At 74.4% G+C, this 11,969-nt stretch carries 13 protein-coding genes; 9 read left to right on the top strand and 4 right to left on the bottom strand.

What is annotated here, in order from left to right; genetic code table 11:
* The first annotated feature begins 142 nt into the window (after positions 1-142).
* Positions 143-1,252 (top strand): D-alanine--D-alanine ligase family protein, encoded by a 1,110-nt coding sequence (locus ACQP10_RS31275; protein ID WP_346019254.1) that lies wholly within the window; start codon positions 143-145, stop codon positions 1,250-1,252.
* A gap of 116 nt (positions 1,253-1,368) precedes the next feature.
* On the opposite strand, the gene ACQP10_RS31270 is transcribed toward ACQP10_RS31275, so the two are convergent.
* From ACQP10_RS31270 to ACQP10_RS31260, 3 genes are all read right to left on the bottom strand, one after another.
* Entirely contained in the window at positions 1,369-1,881 is a 513-nt protein-coding gene (locus tag ACQP10_RS31270; protein ID WP_386148499.1) for a hypothetical protein, read from the bottom strand.
* Positions 1,882-2,001: 120 nt separating this feature from the next.
* Complete coding sequence (locus ACQP10_RS31265; protein ID WP_346019256.1) at positions 2,002-2,517, bottom strand: DUF3515 domain-containing protein; 516 nt, start codon at positions 2,515-2,517, stop codon at positions 2,002-2,004.
* Positions 2,518-2,575: 58 nt separating this feature from the next.
* Complete coding sequence (locus ACQP10_RS31260) at positions 2,576-2,809, bottom strand: Lrp/AsnC family transcriptional regulator (protein WP_179824812.1); 234 nt, start codon at positions 2,807-2,809, stop codon at positions 2,576-2,578.
* Between the two features lie 51 nt (positions 2,810-2,860).
* Between ACQP10_RS31260 and ACQP10_RS31255 the strand changes: the two genes are divergently transcribed.
* The 4 genes from ACQP10_RS31255 to thiD all read left to right on the top strand — a co-directional run bounded on the left by ACQP10_RS31255 (position 2,861) and on the right by thiD (position 5,842).
* Positions 2,861-3,826: a thiamine-phosphate kinase gene (locus tag ACQP10_RS31255; protein WP_346019257.1), complete on the top strand. Its 966-nt coding sequence runs from the start codon at positions 2,861-2,863 to the stop codon at positions 3,824-3,826.
* A gap of 231 nt (positions 3,827-4,057) precedes the next feature.
* Entirely contained in the window at positions 4,058-4,444 is a 387-nt protein-coding gene (locus ACQP10_RS31250) for a hypothetical protein (RefSeq protein ID WP_433540218.1), read from the top strand.
* Positions 4,441-5,019, top strand: a complete 579-nt coding sequence (locus ACQP10_RS31245; RefSeq protein WP_433540217.1) for a hypothetical protein — start codon at positions 4,441-4,443, stop codon at positions 5,017-5,019. Before ACQP10_RS31250 ends, ACQP10_RS31245 begins: the two co-directional genes overlap by 4 nt.
* A 28-nt stretch (positions 5,020-5,047) precedes the next feature.
* Positions 5,048-5,842: a bifunctional hydroxymethylpyrimidine kinase/phosphomethylpyrimidine kinase gene (gene thiD, locus ACQP10_RS31240; protein WP_179824806.1), complete on the top strand. Its 795-nt coding sequence runs from the start codon at positions 5,048-5,050 to the stop codon at positions 5,840-5,842.
* Between the two features lie 137 nt (positions 5,843-5,979).
* Here thiD and rpmB read toward each other — a convergent pair whose 3' ends face one another.
* Entirely contained in the window at positions 5,980-6,165 is a 186-nt protein-coding gene (gene rpmB / locus ACQP10_RS31235; RefSeq protein ID WP_179824804.1) for a 50S ribosomal protein L28, read from the bottom strand.
* Between the two features lie 250 nt (positions 6,166-6,415).
* On the opposite strand from rpmB, the gene ACQP10_RS31230 reads away from it, so the two are divergent.
* From ACQP10_RS31230 to coaD, 4 genes are all read left to right on the top strand, one after another.
* Positions 6,416-7,993, top strand: a complete 1,578-nt coding sequence (locus tag ACQP10_RS31230) for a DAK2 domain-containing protein (protein ID WP_346019259.1) — start codon at positions 6,416-6,418, stop codon at positions 7,991-7,993.
* A gap of 113 nt (positions 7,994-8,106) precedes the next feature.
* A complete protein-coding gene (gene recG, locus ACQP10_RS31225) occupies positions 8,107-10,278 on the top strand; it encodes an ATP-dependent DNA helicase RecG (protein WP_346019260.1) in 2,172 nt (723 codons plus the stop codon).
* A 572-nt stretch (positions 10,279-10,850) separates the two neighbouring features.
* The gene (rsmD, locus tag ACQP10_RS31220; RefSeq protein ID WP_346019261.1) at positions 10,851-11,420 is read left to right on the top strand and encodes a 16S rRNA (guanine(966)-N(2))-methyltransferase RsmD; all 570 of its coding nucleotides are present in this window, start codon (positions 10,851-10,853) and stop codon (positions 11,418-11,420) included.
* Between the two features lie 16 nt (positions 11,421-11,436).
* Entirely contained in the window at positions 11,437-11,913 is a 477-nt protein-coding gene (gene coaD / locus ACQP10_RS31215) for a pantetheine-phosphate adenylyltransferase (RefSeq protein ID WP_179824796.1), read from the top strand.
* Positions 11,914-11,969: the final 56 nt, after the last annotated feature.

The following is an 11,969-nucleotide window of genomic DNA, read 5'->3' as shown; positions in this document are numbered from 1 at the left end:
GCGTCCGCGCGTTCCGCGCCCGCCCCGGGTGCGCGCGTCCCGTGCCCGTACGGCCGCCCGCCGGGCCCGGGTGGCCTGCGGCCTGCCTGTCAGCGCGTCAGATAACCGGGACGACCCGCTGGAGACGGTACATTCGGTCATCATGAGCGAGCAGCACGAAACCCGGCCCCGGGTCGCGGTCGTCTTCGGCGGCCGTAACTCCGAGCACTCCGTCTCCCTCCTCGGAGCCGGGAGCGTGCTCGACGTCATCGACCGGTCCAAGTACGAGGTGATCCCCGTGGGGATCGCCCAGGACGGGCGCTGGGTGCTCGTCTCCGACCGGCAGCGGTACGCGATCGAGGGCCGGGAGCTGCCGTCCGTCGACGCGGAGGGCACGGCTCTGGCGCTGCCCTCCGGCAGCGGCACGCTGGTCGCCTACGAGCCGAGCCGGGTCCCGGAGGAGCTCGGCCGGGTGGACGTCGTCTTCCCGGTGATGCACGGGCCCTTCGCCGAGGACGGCACCCTCCAGGGGCTGCTGGAGATGGCCGGGGTCCGCTACGTCGGCTCCGGGGTGCTGGCCAGCGCGGTCGGCATGGACAAGGGCTACATGAAGCTGGTGCTGGCCGCCGCCGGGCTGCCCGTCGGCCCATACGTCGTGATCCGCGACCGCGACTGGCGGACCGACCGCCAGCGGATCCTGAAGGAGGTCGAGGAGCTCGGCTGGCCGGTCTTCGTCAAGCCCGCCCGCGCCGGCTCCAGCCAGGGCATCTCCAAGGCCGCCGACCTGGGCGAGCTGGAGCGGGCCGTCGAGTTCGCCCGCGAGCACGACCCCAAGGTGCTGGTGGAGGCGGCGATCGACGGGCGCGAGATCGAGTGCGCGGTGCTGGAGTCCCCCGGGGACGAGGCGCCGCGGGCCAGCCTGGCGGGCGAGGTCGTGGTCGCCGGCGGCCAGGACTTCTACGACTTCGAGGCGAAGTACATCAGCGACGCCACCTCCGTGGCGGTGCCCGCCGACATCCCCGACGACGTCGCCGAGAGCCTTCGGGCGATGGCCGTGCGCGCCTTCGAGGCACTGGACTGCGAGGGCCTGGCCAGGGTCGACTTCTTCTACACCCCGGACGGCCGGCTGATCGTCAACGAGATCAACACGATGCCCGGCTTCACCGCGACGTCGGTCGCGCCGCGGCTGTGGGCGGCCAGCGGGCTTCCCTACCCCGAGCTGGTCGACCGGCTGATCCAGCTCGCCCTGCACCGCGCCACCGGCCTGCGCTGACCCGGCTCGCCCGGCGTCGCTCCCCGGCCCGTGCCCGGCTCACCTCACGCCGTGCGGGCCGGCGGCGCCGTACTACGGGCCGTGCCGCGCGGGTGACGGCGTCCGCACCGGTCCCGTCACCTCCGCGCGAGGGTACGGCGTCCCCGGGGCGGCGGGCCCACGTCCGCGGCACGGCCCGGCGCAATGTTGGCGTGCACCTGCCCGGGGCCGAGGCCGTGCCGTTCGGCGAGCCGGTCGGCGACGACCCCCGTGGTGAAGGCGTAGACGCCCTTGTGCAGCAGGTCCACCACGAGCTCGCGCCGGGGCCAGGTCCACGGCGGGGCGCCCACGCCGGTCGCGTTCTCCAGCGTCTGGTCGTTGGTGAGCCGCACCACCCAGAACATCGCCGAGGACCACGGGCCGCGCAGCCCGGCGGTCGCCATCATGCCGCGCAGCACGCCGAACAGGCATCCCTGTCCGAGATGCATCGCCAGGTCGAGCGGTACGGGCTGCCCGGCCGGCATCTCGGGCAGCCCGGTCAGCCGCTCCAGCACCCGGGCCGGCACGTGGGAGTCGGGCCGCCCGGTCAGGCGCTGCTCCACCTTCTCCGTCAGCGTCATGGCGAGCGCGCCGGCCGCCCCCGCTATCAACCCTTCAAATACTGCTTTTCTCCACATTCGTCCTGGATGCCCGTTGTGGTTGGGCTTAAGCAGCCCGCGGAGGCGTCCCGACGTGGGCGGGAATCCCTCCCCGCGCCGTCCCGGTACGGGTCACCCCGTCTGGGGCAGCGCCGCCTTGATCGGGGCCGCGAGGTCGATGAGGACGCTCTCCGACACGTGCTTGCGGGAGACCGTCACCTCGACGTACGCCTCCCGGCCGATCGCGGTGAACAGCAGGGGCCGGGCCGGGTCGGAGAACCACGCCACCCCGTCGATCTCCGGCACCTCGGCGGTGGCCGACATGGACGGCGGCCTGGGCACCCCGCAGCGCAGCGCGATCTCGCCGCCGCCCCAGACCGCGACGTACGGCGACGCGGGCTCCGACTCCGTCCGCTCCGCGCCGTCGAGCTCGGCCGGAAGCCGCCCGCCGAGCGCCCGGCATCCGGCGGCGGCCTGCCCCTGCGGAGCGGGCGGCTCCACCCGGACCGGGCCGCCGCACCCGGCCAGGGCCAGCAGGGCGCAGGCACAGGCGGCCCAGCGGGCGGGCCGGGACGGCGTCCGGCGCCTCCCCGCGGCGCTCGGACCTTCCGTGACTCTCGGACTCCCCGTGGTGTTCGGGTCTCCCACGACGCTCGGACCTTCGGTGATGTTAGGGCTTTCCGTGACGCTCGGCTTTCCGCGACGCTCAGATGTGGACGATGGGGCACGTGAGCGTGCGCGTGATCCCCTCGACTCCCTGGATCCTGGCCACGACGAGCTTGCCCAGCTCGTCGACGTTCCGCGCCTCGGCGCGGACGATCACATCGTAGGGCCCGGTGACGTCCTCCGCCTGCGTGACACCGGGGATTCCCGCGATCTGCCCGGCCACGCTCGCGGCCTTGCCGACCTCGGTCTGGATAAGGATGTAGGCCTGCACCATAACGTCCTCCGGGGCGATTGGATCAGTGCCGAAGGGCCACCGTACCCTGTGATGAACAGGAGGTGCGCCATCACAGTCGGAGATCTCGGCGAATTCGGGATTGTCTCACGTATTTCCGGACGCCTGCCACAGGGAGGGGCGGTATTACTCGGTCCCGGCGACGACGCGGCGCTGTTGCGGGCCCCCGACGGGCGGGTCGTCGTGACGACGGACCTCCTGATCGAGGGTAGGCACTTCCGCCGCGATTGGTCCAGCGGCTACGACATCGGCCGCAAGGCCGCCGCGCAGAACCTCTCCGACGTCGCGGCGATGGGCGCCCGCCCCACCGGCATCGTGGTCGGCCTCGGTCTGCCCTCCGACGCGTCCACCGGCTGGCTGGACGACCTCACCGACGGCCTGCGCGACGAGTGCGACCTGGTCGGCGCCAGCGTGGTCGGCGGCGACGTCACCCGCTGCGACGCGGTGGTGATCGGGGTCACCGCCCTGGGCGACCTGGGCGGGCGCGCGCCGGTCACCCGCTCGGGGGCGCGCCCCGGAGACGTGGTCGCGGTGACGGGGCGGCTCGGGCACGCCGCCGCCGGCCTCGCGCTGCTCCGCGCGGGCCTCACCGTCCCCGCGGAGCAGGCCGGGCTCGTCGAGGCGCACCGCCGTCCTCTCCCGCCGTACGCCCGCGGTCCGGAGGCGGCCGGGCTCGGCGCCACGGCGATGCTCGACGTCAGCGACGGCCTGCTGCAGGACCTCGGCCACGTGGCGCGGGCCAGTGGCGTCGGCGTCGTGCTCGACCCCGGACGCCTTCCCGTGCCCGGCGCGCTGCGCGAGGCCGCGGACCTGCTCGGCGCCGACCCGCTGGAATGGGTCCTTTCCGGCGGAGACGACCACGCGCTCGCCGCGACCTTCCCGGACGGCGTAGCGTTGCCCTCGGAGTGGACCATGGTCGGCCGGATCATCGAGGGCGGGGGAGTGCGGGTCGAGGGACGCTCGGTGGAGCACGGCGGCTGGGACCACTTCCGCGAGTGACGCGTGCCACCGATGTGACCCCAGTGAAATTTGCCCCCAAGGGTTACTGAACTGGTATGAAGATGTGCTGTCGGAATTCCTGGTGGAAGGGGCGACATGGGCCGCCATGGTGGACATAGGGAAAACGCCCGCCGTGTACAGCGGGAACGTGACCCGGAGCTCCCCGAGGAGACCCGCAGTCCCGACACGCCGGTCGGCCGGCGTCTCCGGCCCGAGGAGTCGGCGGAGACCGTGACCCTCACGGCCGGGACCGGCGAGGCCGAGACCGTCACCCGCGCGGGCTTCCTGGGCTCGGGCTGGACGGCCACGTCCGAGATGCCGGAGCCGGCCTGGCCGGAGGACCGCCGGCGGGCCGGACGGGGGAAGAAGACCGTGCTCGCCGTCGCCGCGGTGACCGTGGTGCTGGGCGGGACCTTCGGGGGCGTCCGCCTGCTGAGCGGCTCGGAGACGGCCCCGGACGCGGCGTGCCCGCCGCGCGGCTGCCACGCGACGGCCTTCGACGAGCCGGACGGCTCCGCCTCGCTCCCCCGGAGGAGGAGAGCCCGCCCGGCGACGAGACCGAGCCGCCCGCCGGGGAGTCCCCGGCCGCCGGGGAGAGCGCGACCCCGGCTCCCGTGACGCCCCGGACGCAGCAGCGCCGCTCCGGCCGCACGCCCACCGCGACGCCGCGTCCGGAGGACACCCGTGTCCCGCGCCGCTCCCAGCACTCGCGGCCGGTCGACAGGTCCGGCGAGGACGCCACCCCCGGCCCCGGTGACCAGTCGTACGTCGTCGGCCCCACCACCGGCCCCCGGCACGACACGGCGGAGACCCCGCAGGCCACCACCCCGCCGCCGGTCGAGCAGACCCCCGACACGCAGTCGTCCACGGCGGAGCCGGCCGCCGCCTCCGTCCCGGGCGCGGCCCTGCGGGTCGGGTTCGGCGTCGTACGGCAGAGGCAGCAGGCGTACACCGCCCGGCTCGTGGTCGCCGCGGACGAGCGCCTCCCCGGGCTGGACCTGAGCCTGCCGGTCGGCGGCGAGGTCACCTCGGTCGAGGGCGCCGGCTGGCGGCAGGACGGCGACACCCTGGTGATCGAGTCGGCCGAGGACATGGACGCGGGGGAGAGGCTGGTCCTCACCGTGACCGCGCAGGGCCGGGCCGAGACCCCGAGGACCTGCCGAAGCCCGCAGGGGAAGTGCACGGTCGGCTGAGCGGGACCGCACCTGGTTGGATGGCGGTATGACCGATTCGATCCCTCCCCGCGTACTGACCGTCGCCGGTTCCGACTCCGGCGGCGGCGCGGGCATCCAGGCCGACCTGAAGACCATGCTCGCCCTCGGCGTGCACGGCATGAGCGTCATCTCCGCCGTGACGGCGCAGAACTCGCTGGGCGTGCAGGGGTACTGGGAGCTTCCCCCCGAGGCGGTGCGCGCGCAGCTCGACTCGGTGCTGGGCGACATCGGGGTCCAGGCCGTCAAGACGGGGATGCTCGCCTCACCCGTGCTCGTCGAGACGGTCGCGGAGGTGCTCGCCGGGGTGGACGCGCCGGTGGTGGTGGACCCGGTGGGGGTCTCCAAGCACGGCGACGCGCTGCTGGCGCCCGAGGCCGTGGACACGGTGCGGACCCGGCTGCTGCCGACGGCCACCGTCGTCACCCCCAACCTCTGGGAGGTGGCCCAGCTCACCGGGGTGAAGGTGGAGGAGGAGGGCGACATGCGCCGGGCCGCCGACGCGGTCCTCACGATGGGGCCCGCCTGGGTGCTGGTCAAGGGCGGCCACCTGCCGGGCGCGCCGGTCGACCTGCTGACCGACGGCGTCCGGGAGTTCCGCTTCACCGCCGAACGGCACGACAACCGGCACACCCACGGCACCGGCTGCACGCTGGCCTCGGCCATCGCCTCCTACCTCGCCCTCGGCGAGGACGTTCCGGGGGCGGTGGGCAGGGCCAAGGAGTACGTCACGGGCGCGATCGCCCGGGGGTTCCCGCTGGGCGCGGGCATCGGCCCCGTCGACCACGGCTGGCTCTGGCGCTGACGGCCCGGGTCCCGGCTCCGCCCGGCCCTCGGGCGCGCCGCGGCGGCGGGCCGGGCGGACCATGCGGGAGCGGCCCCGGAAAAGGCGGCAGCCCGCCGTTCCCTCAGCGGGTACGGCGGGCTGCGCGGGAGGTCTGACTAGCGGGCGACCTTGCCGGCCTTGATGCAGGAGGTGCACACGTTCATCCGCTTCGGCGTACCGTTCACCACCGCGCGCACGGTCTGGATGTTGGGGTTCCAGCGGCGGCGGGTGCGGCGGTGCGAGTGGGAGATGTTGTTGCCGAAGGTCGGCTTCTTAGCGCAGACGTCGCAGACGGAAGCCACGATTCGCTCCTTAGATCGGTAGAGAGGCTCGATCCGCCTCGCTAGCGGGCGGTCATCGGGCACGCCGGGACGACCGGCTGGCCACACGAGGATATCCGATGTCCGGCCGTGCGTGCCAACAGGAGCCGTCACGCCTGGTCGAACGGAGATAATCTCCAGGACAACCGTAGCGCATCCCCGGCGGGTCGCTTCCGTGGTCCGGTGGGACGCGCGGCGGAGCGATCCCGCGGCGACGGGCAGGAGGGCGGGCATGCTGCAGGTTCTCGACGCGCCGGCGGTGCGGCGCTGGTCCCGGCTGGCCGCGGAGACCCTGGGCCGGGCCCGGCGGGAGATCGACGCGCTCAACGTCTTCCCCGTCCCCGACGGCGACACCGGCACCAACCTGCACCTGACCATGCTCTCGGCGGCCGAGGCGCTCGACGGGCTGCCCGCCGACGCCGACACCGCGACCACCTGGCAGGTGTTCGCCCGGGGCGCGCTGCTCGGGGCCCGCGGCAACTCCGGCGTCATCGTCAGCCAGGCGCTGCGCGGCCTCGCCGAGGTGCTGCGGACCGCCGAGGGCCGGGGGACCGACCTCGGACGCGGGCTGGTCAGGGCCGCCGAACTGGCCCGCGAGGCGGTGGCCAGGCCGGTGGAGGGCACGGTGCTCAGCGTGCTCACCGCCGCCGCCGGGGCCGTGCGGGGGCTGTCGGCGGACCTGGCGGCGGTGGCCGGGAAGGCCGCCGAGGAGGCGCGCGCTGCGCTGCGCCGTACGCCGGGCCAGCTCGACGTGCTGGCCAGGAGCGGGGTCGTGGACGCGGGCGGGGCAGGGCTGGCCCTCATCCTGGAGAGCCTCGCCGCGGTGGTCACCGGCTCCTACCCCGGCCGGCCCGACGTCCCCGCGCCGGCCCGCGGGGCCGTGCCCGGACCTGCCGCCGAGCCGCAGGGCGGGCCCTGCTACGAGGTCATGTACCTGCTGGACGCCGGCGCGGACGCGGTCGGGCGGCTGCGCCGGGAGCTCGACGCGCTCGGCGACTCCCTGGTGGTCGTGGGCGGCGACGACCTGTGGAACGTCCACGTCCACGTGGACGACGCGGGGGCGGCGATCGAGGCGGGCATGGCGGCGGGCAGGCCCCACCGGATCAGGGTGACCTACCTCGGCGGACCCGGGCACACCCATCCGCCCGCCCGCCGCCGGGGCGTGGTGGCGGTGGCCGCGGGCCCCGCGCTGGGCGCGGTGTTCGGGCAGGCCGGAGCGGTGGTGGTGCGCAGGGAGCCCGGGTCCAGCCCGCCGCTGGCGGCGGTCCTCGCCGCGATCCGCGAGGCGGGCTCGGAGGTCGCGGTGCTGCCCAACGACGACGGCACGCGCGAGGTGGCGGCGGCCGCCGCCGAGATCGCCCGGGAGGAGGGCCTGACCGTGGCCGTGCTGCCCACCAGGGCCTCGGTGCAGGGGCTGGCCGCGTTGGCGGTCCACGACCCGCTGCGCCGCTTCGACGACGACGTGGTCGCCATGACCGAGGCCGCCGCGCACACCCGCCACGGGCACGTCTGGGTGGCCGACCGGGAGGTCATGACGAGCGCCGGACTGGTCGCGCCGGGAGACGTCCTGGGCGTGGTCGACGGCGACGCGGCGGTGGTCGGCGCCGACGTCACCGGCGTCGCGATCGAGATCGTCCGCCGCATGATGACCCCCGCCAGCGAGCTGGTGACCATGCTGGAGGGCGTCGGCGCGCCGCCCGGCCTGGCCGGCGCCGTACGCGACCACCTGGCCGAGGAGAGGCCCGACGTGGAGGTCGTCGTGTACGAGGGCGGTCAGGGCGGCTACCCGCTGCTCGTCGGCGTGGAGTGAGCCGCGCCCGGGTGCGGCCCGGCGGCACGGCCCGGCGGCGTGCCGTACGGTTCCGCGGACCCGGTGGGGCGGCACGCGCCGGTTCTGTCCGTCCGACACGGTAGAAACGTGGGGTGACGAGCTTCGACGAGCCGCTGACGAAAGCGCTGGATCCCAAGACCTCCAAGCTGCTGGAGAGCGTTCTCGGCCTGCGCACCGTCGGCGACCTCCTGCGGCACTACCCGCGCCGCTACGCCGAGCGGGGCGAGCTGACCGACCTCGACGACCTGCAGGTCGACGAGCACGTCACCGTGGTGGGCGAGGTGACCAGGCTCATGCGCAGGCCGATGCGCAACAAGGGCGGCACCTGGCTGGAGGTCGAGGTCGTCGACGGCCGCCGCAGCAAGATCTACCTCTCCTTCTTCGGCCGGGCGTCCCACATCGCCGAGACGCGGCTGCGGCCGGGGCGGCGCGGCATGTTCGCCGGCAAGGTCGGCGCGTTCGGCCAGGGCGACAAGCGCAGGTGGCAGCTCTCCCACCCCGAGTTCGAGATGTTCGACGAGACCGAGGCGGACGCCGAGGAGTTCGCCGCGGCGCTGGTGCCGATCTACCCCGCGGGCAAGGACGTGACGCCGTGGGCGATCCGCCGGGCGCTGGGGGTCGTCCTCGACACCCTCGGCCCGCTCGACGACCCGCTCCCGGCCGAGCTGCGCACCCGGCACCGGCTGCCCGGCCTGGCCGAGGCGCTGCTGGCGATCCACCGGCCGCGCGACCACGCCGACGTGTCCCGGGCGCGCAAGCGGCTGAAGTTCGACGAGGCGTTCACGCTGCAGGCCGTGCTGGTGCAGCGCAAGATGGCGGCAGGCTCCTGGCCGGCCACGCCCCGGCCGCCGCGCGGCGACGGGCTGCTGGCCGACTTCGACGCGCGCCTGCCGTTCCAGCTCACCGAGGGGCAGCGGGACGTCGGCGAGGAGATCGCCGACGACCTCGCCCGGCCCCACCCCATGCACCGGCTGCTGCAGGGCGAGGTCGGCGCGGGCAAGACCGTCGTCGCGCTGCGCGCCATGCTCCAGGTGGTCGACGCCGGCGGGCAGGCCGTGCTGCTGGCCCCCACCGAGGTGCTCGCCCAGCAGCATCACCGCTCGATCACCGCCATGCTCGGCGACCTGGCCACGGGCGGCATGTTCGGCGGCACCTCCGTCGCGCTGCTGACCGGCTCGCTGGGCGCCGCGGCCCGCCGCTCGGCCATGCTCGACGCGGCCTCGGGGGCGGCCGGCATCGTGGTCGGCACCCACGCGGTGCTCCAGGAGCGGGTGCAGTTCGCCGACCTGGGCCTGGTGGTGGTGGACGAGCAGCACCGCTTCGGCGTCGAGCAGCGCGACGCGCTGCGCGAGAAGGCCGGCGAGGGGCGCCCGCACGTGCTGGTCATGACCGCCACCCCGATCCCGCGCACGGTCGCCATGACGGTCTTCGGCGACCTCACGGTCTCCACGCTCTCCCAGCTCCCCTCCGGCCGCGCGCCGATCACCACGCACGTGGTGCCCGCGGCCGAGAAGCCGCACTTCCTCGACCGCGCCTGGACGCGGCTGCGCGAGGAGGTCGAGCTGGGCCGGCAGGCGTACATCGTCTGCCCCCGCATCGGCGACCTGGAGGGCGACGAGGGAGACCTGGCCAAGGGCGACGACGAGCGGCGGCCGCCGCTGGCCGTGCTCGACGTGGCCGCGATGCTCTCGGAGGGGCCGCTCTCCGGGCTCCGTACGGCGGTGCTGCACGGCAAGCTGCCCCCGGAGGAGAAGGACGCCGTGATGCGGGCCTTCTCCCGCGGCGAGGTCGACGTCCTGGTGGCGACCACGGTCATCGAGGTGGGCGTGGACGTCCCCAACTCCTCGGTTATGGTGATCATGGACGCCGACCGGTTCGGCGTCTCCCAGCTCCACCAGCTGCGCGGCCGGGTCGGCCGGGGCGGGCTGCCGGGGCTGTGCCTGCTGGTGAGCGACGCCCCGGGCGGCACGCCCGCCCGGCAGCGGCTCGACGCGGTGGCGGCGACCCTCGACGGCTTCGAGCTGTCGCGCGTCGACCTGGAGCAGCGCCGCGAGGGCGACGTGCTCGGCGTGGCCCAGTCGGGGCGCCGGTCGTCGCTGAAGATGCTCCAGCTCCTGCGCGACGAGGAGGTCATCCTCGCCGCCCGCGCGGACGCCGAGGAGATGCTGGCGGCCGACCCCGAGCTGATCGGGCACCCGGTGCTCCGTACGGAGATCGACCGGCTGCTGGCCGACGAGCGCGCCGAGTACCTGGAGAAGGCCTGACGGCGGGCGCGGAAGGCGCGGGACCGCACGGCCGGTCATGAGAGGCCGCGGCGGCGGGGGAGGGGCCGCTCCGGACGCCGGCGCGGGACCGGCGGACGCCGGCGCGGGCGGGGCGCCGTGCGGCGGAGATCAGAAAAGCCCAACTGCGGGGACGGCCTCCCCCCGAATGCCGTCCCCGCCTGGGCCCACTCTCGGGTCAGGTGCCGAGAGCACCGGCGTGCGGAAGGGCTCACGACCACGCCGGTCGGCCTTCCCCTGGGACTGTCGAAGGCCGCAGGACTCATCATGCAAGGCGCGGGGGCCGGGGGGAACGACCCTTGCGGTTTCGTCGCCGCTCCTTGCCCACTCTTGACCTAGATCACCTGGCGAAACCCTTTTGACCTGCGGTTATGTGATGCGCCGCGACACGCCGGGGTGCGCCGCCGCCCTTCGCCGCCCTCCCGCCGGCGGCCCGTGGCCGACCGTTCCGCCGGCCGTTCCGCCTCCGGTGCGCCCGGTCCGTCGCGGGCGACCGCGGGAGGGCCGGGGGAGCGCCCGGGCGGCCGTGCCGGAACGGCTGGGACAATGGGCCGGTGAGCCGAGTGATCGCGGGAAGCGCAGGGGGACGGCGGCTGGCGGTGCCGCCGGGGCGGGGCACCCGCCCCACGAGCGACCGGGCCAGGGAGGGCATCTTCTCCACCGTGGGCTCGCTGCTCGGCCCGCTGGACGGCGCCAGGGTGCTCGACCTGTACGCGGGGTCCGGCGCGATCGGGCTGGAGGCGCTGTCGCGCGGGGCGGCGCACGCGCTGCTGGTGGAGTCCGACGCCAAGGCGGTCCGGACGATCAGGACGAACATCGCGAGCCTGGGCCTGCCGGGCGCCGAGCTCGCGGCCGACCGGGTCGAGCGGGTGCTGGCCAGGGGCGCCGCGGAGCCGTACGACCTGGTGTTCGCCGACCCGCCGTACGCGGTGACCGACGCGGAGGTGCGGGCCGTGCTGGAGCGGCTGCGCGACCACGGCTGGCTGGCCGGGGACGCGCTGGTGGCGGTGGAGCGGGAGAGCCGGGGCGGGGCCATTGAGTGGCCTTCCGGGTACGAAGAGGAGAGGGTCCGTCGCTACGGCGAAGCGTCCGTTTGGTACGGTCGCGCCGCCGGGAATCCATAGAGCAGGGGGTTTCACCTTGCGTCGCGTTGTATGCCCTGGATCGTTCGATCCCGTTACCAACGGCCATCTGGACATCATCGGCCGGGCCTCCCGGCAGTACGACGAGGTCGTCGTAGCCGTCCTGATCAACATCGAGAAGAAGAGCCTGTTCACGGTCGAGGAGCGCATCGAGATGCTCCTGTCCGTCACCAAGGAGTACGGCAACGTCCGGGTGGACAAGTTCCACGGCCTGCTGGTCGACTACTGCAGGCAGCAGGAGATCCCGGCGATCGTCAAGGGACTGCGCGCGATCAGCGACTTCGACTACGAGTTGCAGCAGGCCCAGCTCAACTACCGGATGTCGGGGGTGGAGACGCTGTTCATGGCGACCGGCCCGGAGGTGTCGTTCCTGTCCTCCAGCCGCATCAAGGAGATCGTCCGCTACGGCGGGGACGTCAACGGCCTGGTGCCGGAACTGGTCGAACGGCGGCTGGTGGAACGGCTCAGGGGCTAGGCCCTGGTATTCTCTTGTTTTGCCTTGCACGACGGCGGTGATTCGCCATGCCTGAT

The sequence above is a fragment of the Streptosporangium sandarakinum genome, from assembly GCF_050942225.1.
Taxonomy (GTDB): Bacteria; Actinomycetota; Actinomycetes; order Streptosporangiales; family Streptosporangiaceae; genus Streptosporangium; species Streptosporangium nondiastaticum.
Note: the sequence above shows the minus strand (reverse complement) of the source record. Positions and strands in the feature narration are given on the sequence as shown.